The 26,125-nt window shown below is 26.3% G+C and carries 27 protein-coding genes; 11 read left to right on the forward strand and 16 right to left on the reverse strand.

Annotated elements, in window-relative coordinates; genetic code table 4:
• Window positions 1–50: 50 nt before the first annotated feature.
• The 6 genes from SGLAD_RS04870 to SGLAD_RS05580 all read left to right on the forward strand — a co-directional run bounded on the left by SGLAD_RS04870 (window position 51) and on the right by SGLAD_RS05580 (window position 2,777).
• The gene (locus SGLAD_RS04870) at window positions 51–923 is read left to right on the forward strand and encodes a Cof-type HAD-IIB family hydrolase (RefSeq protein ID WP_134298237.1); all 873 of its coding nucleotides are present in this window, start codon (window positions 51–53) and stop codon (window positions 921–923) included.
• 29 nt (window positions 924–952) lie between these two features.
• Window positions 953–1,393, forward strand: coding sequence for a peroxiredoxin (locus tag SGLAD_RS04875; protein ID WP_134298239.1), 441 nt, complete (start codon window positions 953–955; stop codon window positions 1,391–1,393).
• Window positions 1,394–1,546: 153 nt separating this feature from the next.
• Window positions 1,547–1,897 (forward strand): hypothetical protein, encoded by a 351-nt coding sequence (locus SGLAD_RS04880; protein WP_134298241.1) that lies wholly within the window; start codon window positions 1,547–1,549, stop codon window positions 1,895–1,897.
• Window positions 1,828–2,343: an IS3 family transposase gene (locus SGLAD_RS04885; protein ID WP_134298243.1), complete on the forward strand. Its 516-nt coding sequence runs from the start codon at window positions 1,828–1,830 to the stop codon at window positions 2,341–2,343. Before SGLAD_RS04880 ends, SGLAD_RS04885 begins: the two co-directional genes overlap by 70 nt.
• 29 nt (window positions 2,344–2,372) lie before the next feature.
• Window positions 2,373–2,624 carry a hypothetical protein gene (locus tag SGLAD_RS05575; protein WP_425057123.1) on the forward strand — a complete coding sequence of 84 codons (252 nt, stop codon included), beginning with the start codon at window positions 2,373–2,375 and terminating at the stop codon, window positions 2,622–2,624.
• A 27-nt stretch (window positions 2,625–2,651) separates the two neighbouring features.
• Window positions 2,652–2,777 (forward strand): IS3 family transposase, encoded by a 126-nt coding sequence (locus SGLAD_RS05580; protein ID WP_425057124.1) that lies wholly within the window; start codon window positions 2,652–2,654, stop codon window positions 2,775–2,777.
• 88 nt (window positions 2,778–2,865) lie between these two features.
• On the opposite strand, the gene SGLAD_RS04900 is transcribed toward SGLAD_RS05580, so the two are convergent.
• From SGLAD_RS04900 to pepF, 4 genes are all read right to left on the reverse strand, one after another.
• The gene (locus tag SGLAD_RS04900) at window positions 2,866–3,192 is read right to left on the reverse strand and encodes a hypothetical protein (protein ID WP_134298245.1); all 327 of its coding nucleotides are present in this window, start codon (window positions 3,190–3,192) and stop codon (window positions 2,866–2,868) included.
• A 53-nt stretch (window positions 3,193–3,245) separates the two neighbouring features.
• Window positions 3,246–3,704: a lipoprotein gene (locus tag SGLAD_RS04905; RefSeq protein WP_134298246.1), complete on the reverse strand. Its 459-nt coding sequence runs from the start codon at window positions 3,702–3,704 to the stop codon at window positions 3,246–3,248.
• A 119-nt stretch (window positions 3,705–3,823) separates the two neighbouring features.
• Window positions 3,824–4,870, reverse strand: a complete 1,047-nt coding sequence (locus SGLAD_RS04910; protein ID WP_134298247.1) for an aminotransferase class V-fold PLP-dependent enzyme — start codon at window positions 4,868–4,870, stop codon at window positions 3,824–3,826.
• An 11-nt stretch (window positions 4,871–4,881) separates the two neighbouring features.
• On the reverse strand, window positions 4,882–6,657 hold the full coding sequence (gene pepF / locus SGLAD_RS04915) for an oligoendopeptidase F (protein ID WP_134298249.1): 1,776 nt from the start codon (window positions 6,655–6,657) through the stop codon (window positions 4,882–4,884).
• A gap of 178 nt (window positions 6,658–6,835) precedes the next feature.
• Here pepF and SGLAD_RS04920 point away from each other — a divergent pair, with 178 nt between their 5' ends.
• Window positions 6,836–8,650 carry a hypothetical protein gene (locus SGLAD_RS04920; protein WP_134298251.1) on the forward strand — a complete coding sequence of 605 codons (1,815 nt, stop codon included), beginning with the start codon at window positions 6,836–6,838 and terminating at the stop codon, window positions 8,648–8,650.
• A gap of 35 nt (window positions 8,651–8,685) precedes the next feature.
• On the opposite strand, the gene SGLAD_RS04925 is transcribed toward SGLAD_RS04920, so the two are convergent.
• The gene (locus tag SGLAD_RS04925) at window positions 8,686–10,023 is read right to left on the reverse strand and encodes a M17 family metallopeptidase (protein WP_134298253.1); all 1,338 of its coding nucleotides are present in this window, start codon (window positions 10,021–10,023) and stop codon (window positions 8,686–8,688) included.
• A gap of 161 nt (window positions 10,024–10,184) precedes the next feature.
• Here SGLAD_RS04925 and SGLAD_RS04930 point away from each other — a divergent pair, with 161 nt between their 5' ends.
• The gene (locus SGLAD_RS04930; protein WP_134298255.1) at window positions 10,185–11,507 is read left to right on the forward strand and encodes a CoA-disulfide reductase; all 1,323 of its coding nucleotides are present in this window, start codon (window positions 10,185–10,187) and stop codon (window positions 11,505–11,507) included.
• 14 nt (window positions 11,508–11,521) lie between these two features.
• Complete coding sequence (locus SGLAD_RS04935) at window positions 11,522–13,189, forward strand: dicarboxylate/amino acid:cation symporter (RefSeq protein WP_134298257.1); 1,668 nt, start codon at window positions 11,522–11,524, stop codon at window positions 13,187–13,189.
• A 38-nt stretch (window positions 13,190–13,227) separates the two neighbouring features.
• Here the strand turns inward: SGLAD_RS04935 and SGLAD_RS04940 are convergent, their stop codons facing one another.
• From SGLAD_RS04940 to SGLAD_RS04950, 3 genes are read right to left on the reverse strand one after another with little or no spacing between them, the layout of a single operon-like run.
• Window positions 13,228–14,565: a M17 family metallopeptidase gene (locus tag SGLAD_RS04940; protein ID WP_134298259.1), complete on the reverse strand. Its 1,338-nt coding sequence runs from the start codon at window positions 14,563–14,565 to the stop codon at window positions 13,228–13,230.
• Between the two features lie 19 nt (window positions 14,566–14,584).
• Complete coding sequence (locus SGLAD_RS04945; RefSeq protein WP_134298262.1) at window positions 14,585–15,928, reverse strand: M17 family metallopeptidase; 1,344 nt, start codon at window positions 15,926–15,928, stop codon at window positions 14,585–14,587.
• Window positions 15,929–15,970: 42 nt separating this feature from the next.
• Window positions 15,971–16,564, reverse strand: coding sequence for a GIY-YIG nuclease family protein (locus SGLAD_RS04950; protein WP_134298264.1), 594 nt, complete (start codon window positions 16,562–16,564; stop codon window positions 15,971–15,973).
• A 130-nt stretch (window positions 16,565–16,694) separates the two neighbouring features.
• Here SGLAD_RS04950 and SGLAD_RS04955 point away from each other — a divergent pair, with 130 nt between their 5' ends.
• Together SGLAD_RS04955 and SGLAD_RS04960 are read left to right on the forward strand one after the other, a co-directional pair.
• Window positions 16,695–17,513 carry a TMEM164 family acyltransferase gene (locus SGLAD_RS04955; protein ID WP_134298266.1) on the forward strand — a complete coding sequence of 273 codons (819 nt, stop codon included), beginning with the start codon at window positions 16,695–16,697 and terminating at the stop codon, window positions 17,511–17,513.
• Window positions 17,514–17,634: 121 nt separating this feature from the next.
• Window positions 17,635–18,324: a lipoprotein gene (locus SGLAD_RS04960; protein ID WP_134298268.1), complete on the forward strand. Its 690-nt coding sequence runs from the start codon at window positions 17,635–17,637 to the stop codon at window positions 18,322–18,324.
• Between the two features lie 449 nt (window positions 18,325–18,773).
• Here the strand turns inward: SGLAD_RS04960 and SGLAD_RS04965 are convergent, their stop codons facing one another.
• The 8 genes from SGLAD_RS04965 to SGLAD_RS05000 form a co-directional block, all read right to left on the reverse strand.
• Complete coding sequence (locus SGLAD_RS04965; protein ID WP_134298270.1) at window positions 18,774–19,109, reverse strand: hypothetical protein; 336 nt, start codon at window positions 19,107–19,109, stop codon at window positions 18,774–18,776.
• 21 nt (window positions 19,110–19,130) lie between these two features.
• Window positions 19,131–19,646 (reverse strand): hypothetical protein, encoded by a 516-nt coding sequence (locus SGLAD_RS04970; protein ID WP_134298272.1) that lies wholly within the window; start codon window positions 19,644–19,646, stop codon window positions 19,131–19,133.
• A 107-nt stretch (window positions 19,647–19,753) separates the two neighbouring features.
• Window positions 19,754–20,941, reverse strand: coding sequence for an elongation factor Tu (gene tuf / locus SGLAD_RS04975; protein WP_134298274.1), 1,188 nt, complete (start codon window positions 20,939–20,941; stop codon window positions 19,754–19,756).
• A 102-nt stretch (window positions 20,942–21,043) separates the two neighbouring features.
• Window positions 21,044–23,113 (reverse strand): elongation factor G, encoded by a 2,070-nt coding sequence (gene fusA / locus SGLAD_RS04980; protein WP_134298276.1) that lies wholly within the window; start codon window positions 23,111–23,113, stop codon window positions 21,044–21,046.
• A 33-nt stretch (window positions 23,114–23,146) separates the two neighbouring features.
• Complete coding sequence (rpsG, locus tag SGLAD_RS04985) at window positions 23,147–23,614, reverse strand: 30S ribosomal protein S7 (protein ID WP_134298278.1); 468 nt, start codon at window positions 23,612–23,614, stop codon at window positions 23,147–23,149.
• 51 nt (window positions 23,615–23,665) lie between these two features.
• Complete coding sequence (gene rpsL, locus SGLAD_RS04990; protein WP_134298280.1) at window positions 23,666–24,085, reverse strand: 30S ribosomal protein S12; 420 nt, start codon at window positions 24,083–24,085, stop codon at window positions 23,666–23,668.
• Between the two features lie 147 nt (window positions 24,086–24,232).
• Entirely contained in the window at window positions 24,233–25,213 is a 981-nt protein-coding gene (cgtA, locus tag SGLAD_RS04995; protein ID WP_134298282.1) for an Obg family GTPase CgtA, read from the reverse strand.
• Window positions 25,214–25,365: 152 nt separating this feature from the next.
• The gene (locus tag SGLAD_RS05000; protein ID WP_134298284.1) at window positions 25,366–26,124 is read right to left on the reverse strand and encodes a hypothetical protein; all 759 of its coding nucleotides are present in this window, start codon (window positions 26,122–26,124) and stop codon (window positions 25,366–25,368) included.
• Between the last annotated feature and the right edge of the window lies 1 nt (window position 26,125).

Below are 26,125 nucleotides of genomic sequence, written 5' to 3' on the forward strand. Positions count from 1 at the left end.
AAAAGATTATAATTAAATAATAATTAAATAATTTATAAGAAAGGAAAGTTATGAAATTACAACACTTAAATAAAAAACGATTAATTTTAATTGATTTGGATGGAACTGCTCTAAGAAAAGATGGACAAACAATTCACAAAAAAACCTTAGAAGTTTTAAAAAAAGCAAGTAGTGAAGGTCATACAGTTTGTATCATTACAGGTAGACCTCATAGAGCGACAATGCGTTTTTATAAACAATTAGGGTTAACAAGTTTGATGACTAATTTTGATGGAGCACACATTCATGATCCCTATAAAAGAAGATTTAAAAGAGTTGTTTTACCAATTAGTGAACAAGTAGTTTTTGAAATAATAAACAACCCCATTATTAAGCAATATGTAACTAACATTTTAATTGAATCTTATAATAAAGCTTTTGTAATGAAAAAAGATGAATTTATTGAAAACTTTTTTCACTTAGATGATGTTGATGATGATGAATATTTTATTGCTGATCCTTATGAAAACTGAGAAGGACCAGCTACAAACTTGTGTTTATTTGTATCAAATGAAGATGAAAAAGATATTATAACTAGACAATTAGAAAAATTTAAAAATACAGTTAAAATTCAATCAGGAAATGTTTATGGTAACTTAAGTAACTCATCAACTTTAATGATAACTTTAACTAGTAAAATTGTTAACAAAGGTTTTGTAGCAAGGATATTGGCACAATATTACAATAAAGATATTAGGGACGTTATTGCATTTGGAGATCAAATGAACGATTATGAAATGATAAAACAAGTTGGTTATGGAGTTGCTATGAAAAATGGGACAACTGATTTAAAAAACGTTGCAGATGGTATTACTAACTTAACCAATGATGAAGGTGGACTTGGCGAGTATCTAGAAAGGCTACTTAACGGAGAAGAAGTTTAGTGTTATTATATTAATATAAGGGGGCCAAGATGGTTTTAAAAGACGAAATTTATCAATTAGACACAGGAGAACAAAGTAATTTATCTAGATTAATGGGTTCAAGAGGACTAATATTGTTTTTTTATCCTAAAGCAGGTACTAAAGGATGCACTAATGAGTTATTAGAGTTTTCTAAAAGAAAAAAAGATTTTGATTACTTACACTATAATATTGTTGGTGTTAGTGCAGATAATGTTGAAGAGCAAAATCAATTTGCTTGCAACTATAATGTAGAGTTTCCTTTGATAGCAGATACTAATAAAGATTTAATTAATAAATTAGATTTAATAAGTCCTGATAGCAACAGCATAAGAAGATGTACTTTTGTTGTAAATTCACACTTAGAAGTTGTTAATTCTTATATGGACGTAGATCCTAAAAAACACGTTAAAGAAGTACTAAAATACTTACAAAAAAAAGTTGAAAAATAAATTCTCAGTGTATAAGTTATGTATGAAAAAAATTATACATGAAATTGTTTTCATAAATAAAAAAATAAAACCAAAAATTAAATTTCTAAATATAATTCTCTAAGTATACATTATGTTAAAAAAACATAAAATTATACAAGGAGAATTTTTTATATGACAAATTTAAAAGGAAACAAATCAAATATTCTAGATTTTGATACTAAAAAAGAATTAATAAATAAGTACTTTAAGCAAAATTTATCTTTTAGAGATTTATCAAAAACTTACAACATATCATATTCAACAGTTAGAAGAATGTGTTTAGATTGAGAAGTTTATGGTGATGAATCACTTATTTCAAAAACGGGAAAACACAACAAACATAACGGAAAAATTAGAACTAATTCAGAAGATCCAAAAGACAAAAAAATTGCTGAACTTAACAAAAAATTAAAATGATTAGAAATGGAGAATGAGGTTTTAAAAAAGTTCAATGAACTAATGGAGGATTCAGAAAAAGAATAATTAATTATTACAAAATAATAGATAAATATAAAAATAAATATACAATTTTTTCTTTATGTAAATTATTAAATATAACCAGAGCTAGTTATTATCGATGATGTAAAAAAAATAAGCCAGAATTTAACTTAAAAGTAGATATGAATTTAGCTTCTAAAATAAAAGAGATTTTTATAAAAAATAATGGAATTTATGGGGCACCAAGAATAAAAATAGTTTTAAATAATAGTGGCGTTGTTGCAAGTCAAACTAAGATAGCTAGAATTATGAAAACATTTAAATTATATTCAGTTATAAGAGTTAAAAAAATGAATAGAAAGCTTAAAGAAGTCAAAAAAATAACACACGGTCCTAATCATGTTAATAGAAACTGATCTTTATACTCAAAAAATGAGTTATGAGTTACAGATGTCACTTATATACTGTTTAACAAAAAGTTGCATATTTAAGTGTTATAAAAGATGCAAACATTGGGTTTATAGTCGGTCATGAAGTATCTTTAAAAAACGATATAGATATTTATAAAAAATCACTAGAAAAAGCTTCGCAACATAGAAAAGATATATCTAAAAAACTAATTATTCATTCCGATAATGGAATTAAGTACACATCTGTATTTGCAAGGCGATATGCTAAAAAAAATAACATAATAACATCATTATCTAGACCTGGCAATTCTATTGATAATACAATGTGTGAAACTTTTTTCTCTTCATTAAAAGAAGAATAAAAAACTAAATTAAAACAAAATAGTTTTATCAATCTAAAAAAGGTAATAGATAATTATGTAGAGTTTTATAACTATACAAGAATAATGATTAAACATAATGGATCTCCAGCATATGCTTATATTGGTTTTATTTCACATAAAAAAAATACTTAAATAATTTTGAAGTATTTTTTTAAAAAACATTTTGTATACTTGGCAAAGTATATTTAAAAATTAAATTTTTTCGTTTTATTTTTTTATTTTATAAATTAATTATTTTTGTAAAAATAATTTTTGCTTTAGCATCTGAAACGATTGTTTTTTGATCTACTGTAGTTGATTTGAAATCGGTTTTGTAAAGATTTAAAGTGAATTTATTATCATTTTTTATACCCTTTAAAAATAAATTGTATGAAGTTACATTTACTTCGTTTTCACTAATTTTTTCATGTTTATCTTTAAGATTTTTAGTTTCTTCAAAAATATAAGCGAATCTATCTAAAGATAAGTCATTCTCTTCTTCTTTTTTAGGAAGAAAGTCAATAAATTTACCTTGTAGAACTCCTAAAGCTTTGAAGCCTTCTTGCACATTTTCTTGACTTAAATCAGTATTGTCATAGTTTTCTGATAACTTATTATCTTCTACTTTAATTTACTTTTAACATTATTTCCCATAATTATGTCTATATTTTCTGAGTTCATAAAGTAATTTACTACGTCTGAATCAGATTTATTTTTTGTAAATGTCAATTCATCAATTTTTTCACTTACTCTGTAAACTACATTCACACTTCCAGTAAATGTTTTAGAATTAGATTTAGAGTTTAGTGTTGCAGAAGTTAGAGTTTGAACAGGTTCTGAAGAGATTTCTACATCGTTTTCTGTTAAATTAAAATTTTTATTTAAAGTATTTATTGCTTCAACAATTTCTTTAAGAGAAGGTTTAGTTTCTGCTGTTTCTAAAAAGAATTCACCTAAGTCTTTTTTTTCTAAATCGTTTAAATCAATTTTGGTTGTTGTTTTTTTAGGACAAGCAACAACGGCACTTGATGCAGTAGCTGACATTCCCAATGCCCCTAATATACTTAATAATTTTTTCATTTTAAAAGCTCTTTTCTATAGGTTCTCACCCAAAAAAAATTATATTATTCTAATTTTAGATTTTCAAAGTTATTACTCTCAGGTTTTAAAAATGAAAAAAAATTTCATTTGATTTTATATTATTTTAAGTTTTTTGTGGAGTTAATTAAAATTTTAACATCTGAGATATTATTATGATAATTAATACATACTCTTATAGAATTTAAATTTGCTTGATCTCCTCCAACAAATATATTGTTTTTATACATAAAAGATATTAATTCAGATGCTTTAATTTTCTGAGGACAAATTAAAACAATTAAGTTAGAGTTTATAATATCTTTTTTATTATTAACTAAAAAACCCAGTTTTGACATTTCTTCAATAAATTTATCTTTTAAAACATTTATCTTTTTAGTAATTTTATCTTTATTATTTAAAGTAAATTCTATATCTTCACAAACCACTTGTAAGTTATTTGTAAAATAAGTATGTGGCAACTGATTTATTTTTGAAAATTTATGCATTAAATGTAAAGAAAAATAATAATTATTTTCAAATATATCATATTCTTCAAATGACTTTGAATAACCCAGAAAACTAAAACCTGGGTTTGAGTGAAAAGATTTTGCTGAACTCATTAGCAGAAAATCACACTCTTGATTTAAATTATTTTCTTTTCTATAAAATATAGGGTAACTAACTGCATCAATAAATAAATATTTATTTTGTTTTTTTATTTCTTTGTAAATATTTTTATAGTCATATATACACCCTGTTGAAGTTTCATTAAGTAATCCAAAAACCAAAGTTTCTTCTAAACTTGCAATAAAGTTTTCTAACTCTGTTTTAGATTTATCAAAAATACTTTTATCAATTTTATTTACAATAAATTTATTAGATTCTAAAATTCTAACAATGTTTTCAGATCAGTTTCCTGTATCTATTACAGCAATTTTGTTATTTTTTGTAACTTTATTTTTTAAAGACAAAGAAAAAATATTAATTAATTCACTTGCAGAAGTTTGAGCAATTAAAACTTCTTTTGAGCCAAACTCTTTACATAAAACTTCTTTTGTTTTTTTAACAATTTCTTGACTCTCTACTGATCTGTGAAAAATCGATTGTCTTTTTATGTTCCCTTTTGTAGTTTGGGGTCCTGGTGTGAATATAATTTTTTTCTTCATATATTTCCTTTTTAAATTAGTTTTTTAAGTTCTTTTGTAAGTTTTTCTATTTCATTAATTAATGGAAGATAAGTTTCTTCTTTATCAAAATCAACACCACTATCTTTTAAAATTTCTAATGGATCTTTATGACCTCCTGCTTTTAAAAATTTTAAAATACTTTCTGGTCCTCTTTTTTTAAAGTCATCATACAATTTGAAACTTGCAACAATATCTATTGCATATTTATAAACATAAAATGGCGAAAAGAAGAAGTGTCCAATATATGGTCACTGATATGCATCTCTGTCTTTATCGTCGAATATATTGTAACCATAATCGTTTTCTACTTTTAAAAATAAATTCATTAAACTATCAGCGGTAATTGGTTCTCCTGCTTCAGCTAATTTATGAGCGTCATATTCAAACTGAGCAAATTGAATTTGTCTAAAAAATGTTGAACATAAATCAAAAATTCTTTGTTGTAACAAGTATACTTTTTCTGAGTCATCCTTTAGGTTTTTGTAAGTATAGTCAAACAAAATATGTTCATTAAAAGTAGATGCCACTTCCGCTAAAATCAGTGGATAATTTCCTAGCGGATAAGGTTGATAATTGCATGCTAAATATGTGTGAACTGAATGGCCCAATTCGTGAGCTAGTGTGCTTACAGAATTTAATTTATCATCCCAGTTCATTAAAATAATTGGGTCAACACCATAAGAACCAGATGAATATGCTCCGCTTCTTTTTGATTTGTCTTCATAAAAATCAATTGCATTTGGTCTGGTTGCTTTTTGTAAATAAGAAATATATTCTTCTCCTAACACATTTAATGATTCTTTAACTATTTTTAAACCTTCTTCTACACTAAAAACTTTTTTAAACTCTTTAGTTAAAGTTAATTCTCTATCCGTTGTATTAAATATTTTTAAATTATATTTATCTTTTAATGTTAAATAATATTCTTTTAAAACATTAATATGTTTTTTCCCAACTTCTAATAGTTTTTCATACACACTTACAGGAACGTTATCTTTTTTCAAACTCATTTCAAGACTACTAGAATAGTTTCTAATTTTATAATCTTCTACATCTTTTAATAAAATTCCTTCATAAATTTTTGCATAGGAATATTTTCTTGATTTATAATTACAAAATCTTTTTTCTCATATTTCTTTTCTTAACTCTTGATCATTTAATGGATCAGAGTCTTGCATTACTTTTCTAAAAACAGTTGAGTCTACAACCACTTCTTCTCCATTTAAAATTATTTTTTCTTCTATATTATCTGCATAAGCTAAACTATCATAAAGTTCGCCAATAGCATTCCTACTTCTGGACACTTTACTTAATATAGATTCTTGTTCTTCATCAAGAATATGTTTTTGTTTTGAAAACAATTTTTCAAAGCTATAAGTTTGTGATTCAAACTCACTATCCTTTAAAAAGTCTAATATATTTTCTTTACCTATCAATAATACTTCAGGACTAAAAAAACTAATTTTTGAAATGCTTTCTTGATATGTATTTGAAAACATAGAATTTAATTCTTGTAGTTCAGTATTAGTTTGATCAACATCATACATGTGAACATATTGACTAAGTCTATCAATTAGATAATCTGCTTTTTTATCAATTGTCAAATATTTTAAAAAGTTTTCTTTTATGTTTAATGTTCCTTTCAACTCTTCTAATTCATCAAACATTTTTTTAAAAACTTCTAAGTCGCTTAAAAATTCATCTTTACTTCTGTAAAGATGACTAAAGTCTCATTTATAATCTTTTTTTGCTTCATTTCTTTTCATGGTTAAATTATATAATATTATTTAAGTTATTATATAAGCAATAATATTTAAATTAAAAATTAGAATTTTTTTATAAAGTGTTAATATTTTACTAGAGGTTAAAATGGAACACTTAATTAAAAGTATGAATAATTTTCACTAGTTTCTCTAAATTATTTAATAATTTAGAGGAGGAACCATGGAAAATAATAGAGTAAAACTGATATTTAAAATCACAATATCTGCTCTTCTATCTTCTTTTTTAACTATTTTAAATTTACTATTTAGCTTTGTACCTGGACTTGATGTGTCTTTTTTAATGTTGGCACTACTATCATTAATGATGACCTGAGATATTGCTTTTTTTGTTACCTTAACAACTTCTGCTTTAGCTTTTCTTTATAAAATCCCCATTTTTGATGGTGTAAGCTTTTTATTAACAAATCTGCTAACTTTTGTAATATTTTTTTCTTTAAGAAAAATGCTTTTAAAAAATAAATGATCAATTTTTTTATTATTATTAATCATAAGTACTTTGTATGATACTTTTATATTTTTATTATGATTAGTAATTAGTGATTTGCAAAATGCGACTGCTATGTATATATCAAAAACAGCAGAGATGCATATAATATTTGTTGTTTATTTATTTTTACCTATCATTACTTTTAAAAAGTTAGAAATAGTTTTATTTAAAATTAGTTCAAAGTATAGTTTTATTATCAACCGTAATTATTTAGATTACTGAGATAAAGAGGAGATTGAGAAAATGAAAAAATATAGTGATAAAAAAAGCAACTATGTTGCCCAATTAATTTCTTTAATTATATCAATGAATATTTTAATGAGTTTTTTAGCGTTTTTACCATTTCTTATTAATAATTATTATGGATATAAATACATTTTGTTATTAATTATTCTTCCTATTGTGATGTTAATTATGACTCCACAGTGGATGAAGTTAAAAAAGAAAACTAATAATAAATTAGTCTTGACACACAATTGTGTTGGTTTAATTGTTGCACTTACTTTTGTTTTTTTAGGAATGATGTTGAAAAATTATAACTTAGCTTTAAGTTTAATGATTTTAGGAATAATTTTATTTGGAGTTTTTATTGCCGGATTTATTCCAATGAACATAGAAATTCTAAAAAGTTATAAATTTAGAAATGGACAAAAAAATAATGTAAATAAAATTATTACTATGAGTAGTTTTGTTTTAATACCATTTCCATTTTTATTAGAAAATTTTACTAAGTCAGTTTATACAATGACATTATATTTATTTCTTATTTTAATTGTCCTATTTATTTTGTGCTTGAATCGAAACATAATGAGTGATGGCAATGTTTTAAAAGTAAGCAAAGAAGATTTTAGAGACGCATTTAAAAATAAAAAGTTTTTATCAATATCTTTAACACAAAGTATCTTTATAGGTTTGGAAAAGTTTTTAGAATATGGGTTAATATTTTTCTTTTTTATATCATTTACAAATAAAAATTTAACTTTAGAGTTTTTTCAACCTAGAATATATTTATTTATATTTTGTGGTTTTTTACTTAAACATGTTGGAAGAGCTGCTGGGTATTTATTTAAATGAAAAAATAGTAATAATATTAAAATAAATTATTTATCAAATGTTATGTTTATGATGACTTTTTTAGTAATATTTACTTTTACATTAGTTGCATTATTTATAAGTTTTAATAATATTAATCTTGTTTATAAACTTATAATTATTTTTTCACAATTTGTTATGGGTTTAGCATATATCCTTTTAAAAAGATCTCAAGATCGAGTTTATAAAAATATGCTGAATGAAAAAGGAATTAATGGCGCATTTATTCTAGATCACTTAAATGGAAATGTTTTATATTCTTTAACAACTTATATATTATTTGCAGTATTTTTTGTAGCAATTCCATTCAATATTTATACTTTTATTGCTTTAAATTCAATTCTATTATTAACATCAACGGTAGTAACTATTTCAAATTTAATTATTAAAAAATAAAAAATCTTGATTATCAATAATCAAGATTTTTTTAATTACTTGTTCATAAGTTCGAACAAAGTTCTAGTCATAACTGCTTTTCCTCTTTTATCTTCATAAGCAGTGCTTGCAACATCTAAATGAATATATGAGTTATTTTCTGAAAAAACATTCAAAAATGCAGCTGCAGTTGAAGAACCTGCAAAACCATTTGTTCCTGAATTATCAAGATCAGCTATTTTTGAACCCTTCATAACCTCTAAATGCTCATCATCTAAAGGTAGCCTTCATACTTTTTCATGTGATTTTTTTGACGCATTTACAAATTCTTCATAAAAACTAATATCATTACTAAAAGCACCTGTATATCAAGGACCTAAAGCAATTCTTATCGCTCCAGTTAAAGTAGCTACTGTTATTAATCTTTTAGCATTCAATTCTCTTATTGCATAAGTCATTCCATCAGCTAGTACTAATCTTCCTTCTGCATCAGTATTTCCAATTTCAACTGTCTTACCATTCATAGAAGTTAGAACAGATTCTGTTAAAGTAGCTTTTCCTCCAATTCGATTATCAGTTAAAAGAGCGACTGATACAACGTTGCATTTAGCTTTGTTTTTTGCAAGAGCAAGAACTGCTGCACTAACAATTGCACTTCCTGACATATCAAATTTCATATTTGCTAGGAATTGAGAACCTTTTAAATTGTACCCTCCAGAATCAAAAGTAATTCCTTTGCCTATAAATGCTGTTTTTTCTACGTTTTTGTCTGTACAATATTCTAAGATAACAACTCTTGGGTCAATATAAGAACCTGCATTAACACCCAATAACAATCCCATTTTTTTATCTTCAATTTCTTTTTTAGTTAATACTGTCACTTTTAAATCCGGTATTTCCTTGGCTTTTGATTCAATCATATTTGTAATTTCAATTGAAGTTCCTAAGTTTGGCGGTAAGTCTTGCAAATCTCTTGCAAAATTTACATATTCTAATTTAATACTTGCTTGTTGATAATGTTCTTCTAAACTTTTATCAAATAAAAGGCTAAAGTTTTTAAAACTAGGTTTAGTTTCTTTTAAACTAAATTGCTGATGTGTACTAAATAAAATTATCTCTACGATTAATTTAAAAATTTCTTTATCATTGTTAAAAACTTTTAAAATTGAATTAAAATCAATATTTAAATCATACTTTGCTGAACTAACAATCTTAGAAAAAATATCTTGTATTTTTTTATCTTCTAAGTTTTTTTCTAAACATAAGTAAATTGTTTTTTCTTCGATTGATAAAGTTGTATGTCCTACTTCATTGATTATAAAATCTTTTTTTAAAGAATCTTTTTCAAAACCAACTAGTGTTAAGTTATATTTTTTTTCATTTACTATAATCATAATTATATTTCCTTTACTATATAAATGAATTATATTATCTTTATTAAAATAAAAGTTATTTATTTTAATAAAGTTTTTTATCAAAAAAATTAATATAATAATATTGCTAATAATTTTTTAAATTATAGCATTATAAATATATTTATTTTAAAGGAGAATATATGAAAATAGTTATATTGGGTGGAGGAGCAACTGGTATGGGTGTTGCTGCGAAACTTAAGAGAAATGATAAAAATAATGAAGTAATTGTTATTGAAACTGAAAACTATGTTTCTTTAGGAGCTTGTGGTTTACCTTATTTTGTTGGTAATCATTTTGAAAATAAAAATAATCTTTTTGCAAGATCAATAGAAAAATTTAATGAATCTGGTATTGAAGTAAAAATTAATCAAAAATTTTTAAATGCTGATTTTGACAATAAAAAAATAGATTTAGAAGATCAAACAATTTCTTATGACAAATTAGTTATTGCAACAGGATCAACTAATAGTGTTCCAAACATTAGCGGATTAGATGATATTAAATGACATAAATTAACAAAACTAGAAGATGCATTAGAACTAAAAGAAAAGTGTAAAGATACAGATGTAAAAAACATATTAATTGTTGGAGCAGGTTTTATAGGTTTAGAATTAGCAGAAAACTTATCAAAGTTAGGTAAGTCTATAACAATTGTTGAAAGAGATGAAGAACTATTTTCAAGATTATATGATGAAGAAATATCACAACTTCTTGAGCAGAATTTACAAAGAAATAAAATAGAATTAATTTTAAATAGTTCAGTTAGTGAATTTAAAAAATCAAACAATAATAAGGTTTTGGCAAATATTAATCAGACAGAATTTGAGTACGATTTAGTGGTTTTAGCATCAGGATTTAAACCAAATACTAAATTTTTTAAAGATAGCAAATTAAAAATGGATAATAAAGGTGCAATTATTGTTGATGAATTTGGGGCTACAAATATTGTTGATGTTTATTCTGGAGGTGATTGTTGTGTTATTAAAAACAAAATCACAAATGAATTGTGCTATTCTCCTTTAGCAACAGTTGCTTCTAAACAAGCTAAAGTTATTGCGAATAATATTTGTAATATTAATTCTAAATTTAGTGGCACTATTCAAAGCTCAATTATTAGAGTTTTTGATGATTCAGCAGCTAGAGCAGGAATTACAGAAAAAGAAGCAATAAGTATGACTATGAAAATAAAAACTGTTTTTATTAAAGATAAAGATCATACAAACTATTTAAAAGGACAAAAAGATATTTATTTAAAATTAATAATGAATGAAGACACAAAAGAATTAGTAGGAGCACAAATGCTTGGAGATCCTAACTCGATATTAAGATTTTATTGTTTAGTACCATTAATATGAAATAAAAATAAAGTTGATGAAAGTTTAGAGCAAATAGACTTACCTTATGCTCCACCTTTTTCAAGAACTTTTGATATTATTCATATTGCTTTATCAAAACTTGTTTAAAAGGAGAGATTTATATGTTTTTAGCAGAAAATAAAAACAATATTTTAAGAGATTTTTTAGCCATAAGTCAATGACAATCTGCGGTTGCGATTTTAGTTTTTGTATCTATTCAAATAGGTTTTTATGTTTTTTTAAAAAAAATTAAATTTGCATTTATGTTTAGAGTTATTATCGGAATGCTTCTAGGTTTAATATTTGGAATTATTGTTCAAGCTATTATTGGTTTTCCAGATCAAAAAACTTTAGAAGCTGGTTTTAAAGATAGTGGAAGTGATATTTATTGAGTTAACGAATTAAATATATGATCACAGTTTTTTAAAAATATTTTTATTAGAGGAGTTTATTTATTAACTATTCCTATTGTATTCATTGCCATTTTTAAAATAACAGCAAAACCAGGAGAATCTGGTTTAGCAAGAATTACTTTAAAAGGAATTGCTTTACTACTAATCAATGTTGGAGTAATGTTTACAATTACATTCTTTTTAGGTATTGTAACAAATGTAGGGGGTGGAATTTTTGATTCTTCACTTGAAGGAAATGCAGCAAATAGAGATAATGTTCCTTTGCCTCAAATTATTTGAAACTATTTACCCATGAACTTTTTTAGTGCTTTATCAAAAGATGCAATAATTCCAGTTATGGTTATAGCAGCAATTGCAGGAATGTCTGTGAAAATTTTATCAAAACGTAATAAAGTTGAAATGCAAGCAATCGTAAACGGAGCAGATACAGCTTGAAAAGTAACTTCTTCAATGTTAACTACTTTTATGAAAATAATGCCTTTAGCAGTAATGTCAATGCTTTCAACATCAATAACTTCAAGACCAATTGGAGAATTAGCAAATATCGGTAAAGTAATTGGAGTTGGATATTTAGGAGTTGTAATTGCAATTTTATGATTAACTTTACAAATATTTTTATCAAAAATAAAAGTTGGTGCGTGATGAAAACATGCTTGAAGACCTTTAATTCAAGGGTTTAGTACTCAATCTTCAAATGCAACTTTACCAGTTTCAATAGATACTTTAGAAAAAATGAAAGTTTCAAATAAAGTTTCACACACACTTGCTCCAATTTCAACAACAATGGGTTTAATAGCTTGTGCTGGAGTTCAAGCTGGATTAGCAACTAGTATTTTATGAACAGGATCAGAAGTTCCAAGTCAATCTATGGGTCTATTCACTTACTTTATAATTTCTTTGGCTGTTACAGTTATTGCTTCACTTGGTATTGCTGGAGTTCCAGGAACAGCAACAGTTGTTACATTTGGAGTAATTGGTGGTATTGGCTTTCCAGAATTTATAGATGCAGTTATTGCAGTTATTGCTCCTTTAGACGGTTTATTTGATATGGGAAGAACAGGTGCAAACGTTCTAGCTGGATTTACTACCTCTACTATTATTGCGAAGTCCGAAGGTTTAATTGAAGAAGGTTCGCCGATATTAACTTTAAAAGGTATTGAGAGGCAAAAACAAATCTTACAAATTAATAAGTATAAAGACGAATATAAAGAAAGTATATTGTTAAATAAAAAAGAATATTTAAAAAATATTAAGCAAAAAGATTTAAGCATTGATGATAAGAAAATATTGGAAATAGAGTTTAAAAATAAAAATCAAGAAATCAAAAATAATTATTTAGATCAACAAAAGAATTATAAAGAAAGTAGAAGAAAATAAAAACTTCCTTGCACCATAGCAAGGAAGTTTTTATTTTTTTATTTATTTAATAATTCAAACAACGTTCTTGTCATTGGTGCAAGACCACGACCATCACTATCTGCTGTTAAAGCAATGTCTAAATGTATGTATGGTTTTTCTTCACTAAATGCATTTAAAAATGCAGCAGCAGTTGAAGAACCAGCTTCTCTAATGTTACCTGTGTTAGATAAATCAGCAATTTTAGATGATTGCATTACTTTTAAATGTTCTTTAATTAAAGGTAAATTTCAAACAGGTTCGTTAGCTTTTTTTGCAGCTTCATTAAATTCATTTAAAAAATCTTCATTATTTGTAAATGTTCCTGTAAATCATCTTCCCAATGAGAAAATCATTGCTCCTGTTAATGTTGCAACAGTTACTAGTCTTTGTGCATTAAGTTTTCTAATTGCATAAGTCATTCCATCAACTAATACCAATCTTCCTTCTGCATCAGTATTTCCTATTTCAATTGTTTGTCCATTCATTGTTTTTACAATTGATTCAGTTAAAGTAGCATGACCACCAATTCTGTTATCTGTTAACATACCTACTGAAACTACATTTGCTTTTGCTTTTGCTTTTGCAAGTGCCATAACTGTGGAACTCACTATTGCACAACCTGACATGTCAAACTTCATACCAACCATTGAAGATGAAGGTTTTAAATTGTACCCTCCAGAATCGAATGTAATCCCTTTTCCAACATAAGCTGTTTTCATAAGACTTTCATCACTACAATATTCAAGTACAACAATTTGTCCTTCAACATATGATCCATCATTTACAGATAAGAATGATCCCATTCCTAATTTATCTGCTTCTTTTCTTCCCATAATAGTTACTTTTATACCATCAATTTTTTCAGCTTTTTCTTTGATACGTTTAGCTATTTCGACTGATGTACCTACATTTGGAGGTAAATCTTGTAAATCTCTTGCAAAGTTTACAAATTCTAATTTAATTTCTGAACTATCATAGATAGCTTGATATTTACTATCAAATAATAAATTAAAAGACTTTTGTTTTGATTCTTCTGATTTCATTTCAAAAGGCTTGTGAGTAACAAATAATATTTGTTCTACAATAATTTGAAATGCTTCTTCTTTGTTTTCTAAAATTTCTAAAAATGAGTCTATATCAATATTTAAATCGTATTTAGCAGAAACAATAATTGAACTTATTAAGTTTGCTAAACCTCTCATATCTATTTTTGAATCTAAGCAGTAGTAAATAGTTTTGTCTTCTGATACTAATGTTGAAGCTCCACTTTCTAATACTACAACTGAGTTTACTTTTGAATCTTTTGTTATTGCTTTTAATGTTATTTCATAATTTTTTTTATTTGTTGATATCATAATTTAATTCTCCTTTTTTTTAATTATTTAGTAATTCATATAATGTTTTTTGCATTGGTGCAAGTCCGCGTTCTTCGAAATCTGCTGTTCCTGCTATGTCTAGGTGAATGTATGGTTTATTTTCGCTAAACTCGTTTAAAAATGCAGCGGCAGTACATGAATAACCTCCGTCTTTATTTGATAATTCACAACTTGCAATATCTGCAATTTTTGTAAATTTTAATGGTTCTAAATGCTCTTTTAATAAAGGCATCCTTCAAATTTTTTCTTGTGATCTAGTAGATGCTAGTTCAAACTCTTCATAAAAACTGTCATTTGTAGTAAATGCTCCTGTTTGTCATTTACCTAGTGCTGAAAAAATTGAACCTGTTAATGTAGCGATTGTAAATAATTGCTCAACTTTAGCTTCTCTTATCGCATAAGTCATTCCATCAGCTAGTACCAATCTTCCTTCTGCATCAGTATCTGCAATTTCTACAGTTTTTCCATTCATAGACTTTACAATCGATTCTGGTAAAGTTGCTTTACCTCCAATTCGATTATCTGTTAGCATAGCAATTGAAATAACATTACACTTAGCTTTTCTTTTTGCCAAAGCCAAAACTGTTGCACTGGCAATTGCAGCACCAGACATATCATATTTCATATTTTTTAAATAATTGGCTGGTTTTAAGTTGTATCCTCCAGAATCAAATGTAATTCCTTTACCAATCAATCCAGTTTTTGGTTGATTTTTATCTCCGCAATATTCTAATATAACAATTCTTGGATCGACATATGAAGCTGCATTTACAGCCAAATATAGTCCCATACCATAATCTATAGCTTCTTGTTTTCCTAAAATAGATATTTTTACATTCTGAATTTCTTTTGCTTTACTTTCAATAATGTTTGCAATATCAATTGCTGTACCCAAGTTAGGTGGCAAGTCTTGCAAATCTCTTGCAAAATTTACAAACTCAAGCTTTATTCTTGAGTTTTCAACAACACTATCAAACTCTTTATCATAAACTAAGTTATAAGTTTTTTTCTTGCTTATTTCTTTTTTCATTTCAATTTGTTGATGATTTGCAAACATAAACGCTTCAATAACAGCTTGTACTATTTCTTTTTTATTTTCATAAATTTTTGCGAAAGAGTTTAAATCAATATTTAAGTCTATTTTGTTTTCTTTAACAAATGATTTAATAAGATTTCCTATATCAAAGATTGACATTTTATCACAAACACATAAATACAAAGTTTTTTCTTCAGTTATCAATGTCGATGTCTTAAGTTCTTTAATAACAAGATTATTGACATTAGTATTTTTTGTAATTGCTTTTAATGTTATGTCAAAACCCTTACTATTAAATGTAATCATAATTCTAATACTCCTTTATTAGTGATATTATCACACATTTTCTTATCTAATTAAAAATTTATTATTACATTCTTTATTTCTACACTCTCCATAGATATACAATCTAAATTTGACTGAGTTTTTATCATAACTTAAATATGTTCTTTTAACACCATGTCCAAAATCACATTTCATCTTCATATTAGCAATTTTTGTATTTATATTTGTAAACTTTGATTTAAAGTGATAAATATAATATGTTTCTTTTTTTAATCTAGTATTTTGATCAGTATCTAATTTTAAAACAGCAAACTTAATTTGTTCTAAATCTTTTTCTTTAGTTCTAAATTTTCTAGACTTAATATTCTTAGTTTTAAAATTATTAATATGTGTCTTTCATCTTTTTTTTATATCACTTGACTCACCAATATAACTAAATTTTAAATTTTTATTTTTATCAATAGAAAAAATTATATAAACTCCTGCTAAATTTTTTTCAACTTCATCAACTTGTCTAAAATCATAAATTTTAAAGTTGTTTAAAATATCATTTATTGCTTTATTACAAAATAATTGACTTATCTTTTCATAATTTTTATCTTTAGAATTTTTTATTTTTTTTATATAAAAAAATTTTTGTTTATTATTTATGTTCATAAATTCCTTATCTTTTTATATTATAAAATAATTTATTTTTATAATAACTGTCTTATAAAATTTTTTTTATAAATTAAAAAACTTTTACAACTTTCAAAAGATATATTAATAATAGAAAGATGGCGTATTTATGGAAAATTTATCATGGGTAGTTGCTATTGTGCTTGCTTTATTTATGTGAGCGTCTTTATCAATTTTTCCCAATTATTACAATAAAAAAATGGTTTATTTAACAATTAGGATAGTTTTAATTATTTTTTTATTGTTTACTCAAATACAAAGAACAATCTATTTAGGTCCTATTCATCAAAATGAGTATATTAAAAATCCTAACTCAAGTGCTTATGAAGGACAAGAATGATATCAAAATCCTGTTAATTACTTTTTATTATATTTTTGTACTTTATCAGCGTGATCAATTTTGATTATATTAATTTATCCAAGTAAAAAGGTTATGGAATGTTTCTTCCCTTACATGATTATGGGACCAATAGTTACATTTATTTTCCCTACTGAAAAACCTTTATTTTGAAATTTAGGTTTTGTAAACTGATTTACTTTCTTTTTTGGACATGCTTGTACTTTATTTGCCACTATGTTTATGTATTTATATGGTCATACTGGATATAAGTTTAACAAACAAGCTATTATCAAAAGTGTAATAACTGGAGCGTTGGTTTTATCTTGTGTTGAAGTATGAAACTTTTATTTTGGAACTAATTTTATTATTGGAGAAGTTCAAGGAGCATTTGATTTAAAATGAGCTAGACCTTGAATAATGTTTTTCACAATGACTGTTGGAAGTGTTTATCTAGCTGTTGGACTAAGCTTTGCATACTTCTTTAAACCAATTTATGAAAAAAACAATATAGAGAAATTACATCTGACTTGGTGAGAAAAATTTTTATTTTATGTTAAAAGAAATCAGGACAAAAAAATTAACAAATAAATTCTGAAAAAACTATGTTACTCAATTTTTACATAGTTTTTTTTATAAACTTTTTTTCAAATATTTTATAAGTAATATAAAATATTTTATATTACGAAAGTGCTGAGAAAGGGAAATTGTTATGAAAAAAATATTAAGTATATTAGGAGCTCTTACTTTATCCTCTATTGCAGCATCAAGTGTAGTTGCGTGTGGAGGAGAAATAAAATTAGGAACAGTTGACACAAAATTAACCGAACTTGATGGAGTTAAAAAAGATTTAACAGTAACTTATGATTCTTCTAAAGAGAACGACCCTAAATATTCTTCAAGAGAAGAACATATTGGGATGTATATAATGAGTACATATTCAACGGATTATAAAGTAGTTGAATCAACAGTGGAGAATGTTTTGAATGAAACTTATAAATCATATATAGCAACTAGCGCTAGAGGTTATATAAGTTTAGCTAAGAATGCAATTAAGAATTTTAAACTTGATGGTTTTGAAGAAAGTGAATTTGATTCACCAAGTTTGGAAAGCGCTGTAAATGTAGTTAATAAATTTGTATCAAAATTAAACGGTAGACAATTACTAGATAGATTATATGGAGGTAACTCTGCAAAAGAAGTACAAGATGATCAAATTTCAAATTACTTAAGTCTTATTTACAAACATTTATTTTTAGTCGATTCCAAAGGTGAAGGTGAATCAAAAGAATATTATTTATATTGAGGTAGCTATGTTGATGATGGGTCAAAATCTCAATTGAAATATAATAACGGTATGAAGTTGAATGTTACATTTAAAGAACCTGAAAATAAATCTTAATATTGAATATACTAAAATATTTTTAATTAAATATTTTAGTTTTTATTTTATTTAATATTAAATTTTTAAAGTCTTTATTTTTCTTTTGAGAAAAAATAATTTTTCAAAAATATTATTAATAAAATTAAGCCTCCCAATAAAGGAACTTGACTAATTAAAATTCATTTAATACTTATGTTATTTTTATTTTTATCATAAAATGTATTTGTATAAATAAATATACAAGTACTTATAGAAATAAAACTTAAATAAGGTATGAGTATTGTTAAAAAAATTAAAAAATAATTATTTAATAAATCAAAATTATTTAAAAACTTAGGTAGTCAAATTATTATTATAATTAAAACTGCGGAAATTAAACTATTTAACAAAAAAATCAAAGTTCTTTTGAGCAAACTAAGTTATTTTTATAATTATCAAATACTTTTTCATCTTCATCATCTAATTTTTTAAGCTCATCAATGTATTTTTTTCAAAAATATATTAATAAGTTTCCTATTAAAGATAAAAAGATAAAAAACTTTAATTGCTTGATAAGTTTGAAAAAAGCTTATTTTATATTTTTGTAATCAAAATTTAGTATAAAAAATAAATAATGCACCAGATATAATCATACATCCTGCAAATACAAGCAAAATACTGTAAATAGCATTTTTTATTATTTCGTTTTCTAAAATAATTTTATCTTTAACATAAAAAGCAATCAAAACACCTAATAAGACAAGACTTGTAATTAATAGATTTCTTCATTTGTATATTTTTAATTTTTTGTTTTCTTGTTTCATGCTTAATCCAAATAATTTTTATTATATTTTTTTTATTTTCTTATCGACTACTCCTTTTTTGATCAGGCCAAAAAAACAAATTAGAGATCCACTAAAAATAAACAATCCGCTTATTCCACAAAAAGTAAATAGTAAACCTGTTATTAAAACTCAAGTTCCATTTTCAGATCTTGTATTTGAGACTATAAATGGAATAGATGAAATAAAAATTAATAAAAATCCAATAACAATGCCCAAAATGGACCCAATATTTTTCATTAGTTTTAATTTTAAATTTATTAATACTAAATATACTGTAATTATAGTTAGAACGATTAAGAGCACAATAAAAAAATAGGTTCCAATGTTTTGAATATTATTTAAAGTTTTTTCAACTAGTGATGCTAATCATTCGCCAATAAACTTTATGCTCATTAAACTGCTTACAATAATTTTTTTAATACTCATCATAACAATAGATAAACACATTAAAGGAATTATTGAAGATAAGATTAAATTACAACCGATATTTGATAAAGTTTTTCCTGTTCTTATCATTTTGAACCTCCTTAACTAAATAATATCTTAATGAAAACAAATAAAATAAAATAAAAAAATCTCCATACTTAATTGTATGGAGATAATAGATTTAAATTTTTTTTAAATTATTCAATAATTGAAATAACGCTTCCAGCACCAATTGTTCTTCCACCTTCACGGATTGAGAATTTAGTACCTTGTTCAACAGCGATTGGTTTAATTAATTCAACAATTAATTCAACGTTATCACCAGGCATAACCATATCAGTTCCTTCTGGTAATTTTACTTCACCTGTTACATCTGTTGTACGGAAGTAGAATTGTGGACGGTATTTATTAAAGAATGGTTTATGACGTCCACCTTCTTCTGAAGTTAAAGCATAAACTGAAGCATTTAATCTTGTGTGTGGCTTAATTGTTCCTGGTTTAGCAAGAACTTGTCCACGTTCGATATCTTCTCTGTTAACACCTCTTAATAAAGCTCCAACGTTATCTCCAGCCTCAGCAAAGTCTAGTAATTTTCTAAACATTTCTAATCCTGTAACAACAACTTTTTTGCTTTCTTCATGAAGTCCCACAATTTCAACTTCTTCGTTAACTTTAATAACTCCTCTTTCAACTCTACCTGTAGCAACTGTTCCACGTCCTGTAATTGTGAATACGTCTTCTACTGGCATTAAGAAAGTTTTGTCTTTGTCACGTGTTGGAGTTGGAATGTAATCATCAACTGCGTTCATTAATTCTTCAACTTTAGCAACTCATTGTGCTTCACCGTTTAATGCACCTAATGCAGATCCTTTAATAACTGGTGCTCCGTCTCCATCGAAGTCATAACTTGATAATAAGTCTCTAACTTCCATTTCAACTAAGTCAACTAATTCTTCATCATCAACCATGTCACATTTGTTTAAGAATACAACGATTGCTGGAACTCCAACTTGTCTTGATAACAAGATGTGTTCTCTTGTTTGTGGCATAGGTCCGTCAGTTGCAGCAACAACTAAAATAGCCCCATCCATTTGTGCAGCTCCTGTAATCATGTTTTTAACATAATCGGCATGACCTGGACAGTCTACGTGTGCGTAGTGTCTTTTATCTGTTTTATATTCAACGTGAGTTGTATTAATAGTAATACCACGTTCTCTTTCTTCAGGAGCGTTGTCGATATTTGCATAATCTTTAAATTCTGCTCCTCCTTTTTCGGCTAATACTTTTGTAATAGCAGCTGTTAAAGTAGTTTTACCGTGGTCAACGTGTCCAATGGTACCAATGTTAACGTGAGGTAAACTACGGTCAAATGATTCTTTTGCCATTTTGATTTCTCCCTTTCATTTTTGAATTTGCGACAAATGTCTTACTTAATTGTAATTTATTTTTGTCAAAATACAATACTTTTTTTATTTTGATAAATATTTTTATTTACCAGCTTTTTTAATAATTTCTTCTGCTATGCTTTTTGGAGCTTCATTATAGTGACTGAAAATCATAGTGTAATTTCCACGTCCTTGAGTAAATGATCTTAACTCTGTTGCATAACCAAACATTTCTGATAATGGTACTTTTGCTTTAACAGTTTGCGCATTACCTCTTTGTTCTGAACCTTCAATTAATCCACGTTTAGATGAAATATTTCCCATTACATCTCCGTAATATTCATCAGGAACAGTTACTTCAACTGACATAATTGGTTCTAAAATAACTGGTTTAGTTCTTTTTGCAGATTCTTTTAATGCCATTGAAGCAGCAATTTTATATGCCATTTCATTTGAGTCAACGTCGTGATATGATCCATCAACTATTGTTGCTTTAACATCGATCATTGGATAACCAGCAATAATACCATTTTCTAAAGCATTAATTAACCCTACTTTTGCAGCATTAATATATTCTTTTGAAATTTTTCCTCCAACAATTTTGTCAACTCACTCAAATCCTTTATCAGGGTTTGGTTCAAATTCAATAACAACGTGTCCATATTGCCCACGTCCCCCTGATTGTTTAACATATTTTCCTTCCGCTTTTGTAGCTTCACGAATAGTTTCACGATAAGAAACTTGAGGTGCACCAACATTAGTTTCAACTTTAAATTCACGTTTCAAACGATCAACAATGATATCTAAGTGTAACTCACCCATACCTGCTATAATTGTTTGTCCTGTTTCTTCGTCAGTATAAGTTCTAAATGTTGGATCTTCTTCTGATAATTTGTTTAAAGCAATACCTAATTTTTCTTGGTCTGCTTTTGTTTTTGGTTCTAAAGCTAAGTGAATAACTGGTTCTGGGAATATCATTGATTCTAAAATAATAGGATTTTTTTCATCTGATAATGTATCTCCAGTTGTTGTGTCTTTTAAACCAACTGCTGCTGCAATATCTCCTGCATAAACTTCTTCAATTTCTTCACGGTTATTTGCATGCATTTTTAAAAGTCTTCCGACTCTTTCTTTTTTGTCTTTTGTTGCATTTAATACATAACTTCCTTTATTTAATATTCCTGAATAAACTCTAAAGAATGTTAATTTCCCAACAAATGGGTCTGTCATAATTTTAAACGCTAAAGCTGAGAATGGTTCTTCATCTGAAGAATGTCTTTCTGCTTCTGTTCCATCTAACAAATGCCCTTTAATTGAAGGAACATCTAATGGTGAAGGTAAGTAATCAACAACTGCGTTTAATAATAATTTAACACCTTTGTTTTTAAAAGCACTCCCTGCTAGTACTGGGAAGAATTCTGCTGAAATAACACCTTTACGGATTGCATATTTTAATTCTGGAATTGAGATTTCTTGTCCATCTAAAAACTTCATTAATAATTCTTCATCATATTCAACTGCTGTTTCAATTAGTTGAGCTCTTAAAGTTTCTGCTGTATCTTTTAAGTCAGCTGGGATTTCGATTTCTTTTGCGATTTCTTCAGCTGCACCATCAAAGTGTCATGCTTTCATTTCAACTAAATCAATAATCCCATCAAATTGATCTTCTGCTCCAATTGGTAGTTGTATTGGTGCTGCTTTAGCTCCCAATCTTGACCCAATTGTTTCTACTGAGTATAAGAAGTCTGCCCCAGTTTTATCCATTTTGTTAACAAATACAATTCTTGGAACTTTATAAGTAGTTGCTTGTCTTCAAACAGTTTCAGTTTGAGGTTCAACCCCACTTTGTCCATCTAAAACTGCTACTGCTCCATCTAAAACTCTTAATGATCTTTCAACTTCAACTGTGAAGTCAACGTGACCAGGAGTATCAATGATGTTAAATCTGTGATCAGCTCAAAAAGCTGTTGTTGCAGCAGAGGTAATAGTAATACCACGTTCTTGTTCTTGTGCCATTCAATCCATTTGTGATTCACCTTCGTGAGTTTCACCAATTTTGTGAATTTTACCTGTATGGAACAAAATACGTTCTGTTGTTGTTGTTTTACCAGCATCGATATGAGCCATAATACCAAAGTTACGGGTCATATCTAAACTAAATTCTCTTGCCATATTTATTTCTCCTATGTATATTTATGATAAATATTATCAACGATAATGTGCAAATGCTTTGTTTGCTTCTGCCATTTTGTGAGTATCCTCACGTTTTTTAACAGAACCACCAATACCATTTGATGCGTCAATAATTTCATTTGCTAATCTATCGATCATTTCTTTTTCATTTCTTAATCTTGAATAGTTAATTAATCATCTTAATGCTAAAGTAACTTTTCTATCTCCAGAAACTTCGATTGGAACTTGATAGTTAGCTCCACCAATACGACGAACTTTTAGTTCTAAATGGGGTTTAATATTTTCGATTGCTTTATTAAAAACTTCGATTGGACTTACTCCACTTTTTTCTTTGATTTTATCAAAAGCCTTATATAGAATGTGTTGTGCTGTACCTCTTTTACCATCCAACATAATTTTATTAACTGCTCTAGTAACTAGTTTTGAGTTATAAATTGGATCTGGTAGCACATCTCTTTTTTCTGCTTGATGTTTACGCATTGAGTTGTATTCCTTTCTTTATATTTATTTTATTTTTAGTTGTGTACACTCTTATTTTTTTTCTTTAGGACGTTTTGTACCGTATAAAGAGCGACTTTGCATTCTTCCATTAACTCCAGTTGTATCTAAAGTTCCACGGATTATGTGGTAACGTACCCCAGGTAAATCTTTTACCCTTCCACCACGAATTAAAACAACACTATGTTCTTGTAGGTTGTGACCTTCTCCTGGAATATAAGCTGTAACTTCCATTCCATTTGTTAATCTAACCCTTGCATATTTACGTAAAGCTGAGTTTGGTTTTTTAGGTGTCATTGTTGCAACCCTTGTACAAACTCCTCTTTTTTGAGGAGAAGATATTTTAGTAACTTTTTTTAATAAAGTGTTAACTCCTCTATTTAAAGCAGGTGCTTTAGTTTTTCAAGTTTTTGCTTTTCTTGGTTTTTTAACTAATTGATTAATTGTTGCCATTTTGGTTTCCTCATTTCCACTATACCGAGTGTATTGTTTCACACACAAAATAAATTATATATTAAAATAAACAGTTTTTGTATTATTTTGTAAATAATTTATTCCAATTTACAATTAATATTAATAAATCAAATCTTTTTAAATTTTTTATAATTCTAACATATTTGCTATTTCTATTAGTAGTTTTTCAATATTTTGTTTGCTAACTCCTGATGTTGGAATAATTATTTTATCACCAGTTGTTTCTTTTAAAAGATTAAAGTTATTTATCGATCCTTCCATATCCATTTTATTAGCAATAATTATTTCTTTTTTGTTAAGTAAATCTAAATCAAAATTCTTTAATTCATTTTTGATAATATTGTAATTTCTAATTATATTATTGTCAATACTTTTAATACTCATATCAATAATGTGACATATTATTTTACATTTTTTAATATGATTTAAAAATTCTATACCTAATCCTTTGCCTAAATATGCCCCTTTAATTAAGCCGGGTAAGTCTGCAACTATAAAAGAACGGTTATATTTATCTTTACTAATACCTACGTGGGGTTTTAGTGTAGTAAAAGGATAATCTGCTACTTCTGGTTTAGAATTAGAAATAGCTCTTAACATTGTTGATTTTCCAGCGTTTGGTAAACCTACAAAACCAACATCAGCTAAAACTTTTGTTTCTAATTTTATTTTTATATTTTGACCAATTTGACCTTTTTCAAATTTGTATTTATCAGTTTTATCTTTTTTAAACTTTAAGTTTCCAAATCCTCCCTTTCCTCCCTTAGCAACAATAAAATTGCTGTTTTCTTTATTAATTGTTGTTATATAATTGTTATTTTCATCATACACTTCAGTGTCGTTTGGAACTTTTAAAAAAATACTTTTAGCATTTTTGCCGTGTTTATTTTTTATATCTCCATTTGAGCCGTTTTTAGCAATATAAATTTTTTTATTTTTTAAATCCATTAATGTTTTTAAATTTGAATCACAAATTAATATAATATCTCCTCCATTACCACCATTTCCTCCGTTTGGTGTATTTCCTTTAAATTCATCAAATGATAAAGCGCCATTACCACCATTTCCAGCAATTAGATGAATTTTTGCAACATCTATAAATCTCATATTTCCTCCTTAAATAAACAAAAAAATCTAACTCTTGTTAGATTTAATATTTTAGCTTATTAGAAAAATAACAACTTTTGTTGTTTTAATTAATTTCAAATAAGACTACTGATGTTGACATTGTTTTGTTCCTCCGTTAGGATTAATAATTTTTAATAAACATTAATTGTTGGTACGATTTTATTGAATACTTCTTCTGGCATTAGCCCTTCTTGCTTTGGATATGTTAATACTAGTCTTGTAAAAAATGCAAGTAAATAAAATGCATTAGCATAATCCATTAGCATATCAAATTTTTCTTTTGTTCAATTGATAGATTTTGTTTCACTTAATTTTTTATATCCTAAAAAATATGATTCAAAAAAGTCTATTAGATTTTGAACTAAATCTCTAAAAGCTTGATCTGCAGGAATATCTACTATTCTTTTTAGAGTATTATTAATATTTTCAAAGATATTAAGTTCTTTGTCTATTTCATAACGATTTTGATAAGCTTCAATTAGTTCGTTTGATTTTGTTCCAAATGCTTGTAAAGTGGTAGTTACAATTATGTCTAACCCACCCATTTCTTTAACAATACCTTTTTCTAGTTTTTCTTTTTCTAAATTATTGTCTAAAGATAATATTACAACAACTGCATTTTGAAAAATTGCCATCATATGATTTAACAATACTAACTTATCAGAATTTTCATTCTCTGATTTTCATTCACTTAGAGATTTATCAAAAGTAATTCCAAAAGTATCTAAATCCTCTTTATTAGTAATATTTTTTAAGTTTGAAAATAGTTCTTTCATAATTTTAGGAACCACAAAATCCTTTTCAACGTTGTTTAAGAAATTGTTGTAGACTTCATTTACAGCACTTGTAATAATCTTTTCATATTCAATAGGTTTTATTTCTTTTTGCATT

Origin of the sequence: Spiroplasma gladiatoris (assembly GCF_004379335.1) — a bacterium.
Taxonomy (GTDB): domain Bacteria; phylum Bacillota_I; class Bacilli_A; order Mycoplasmatales; family Mycoplasmataceae; genus Spiroplasma_A; species Spiroplasma_A gladiatoris.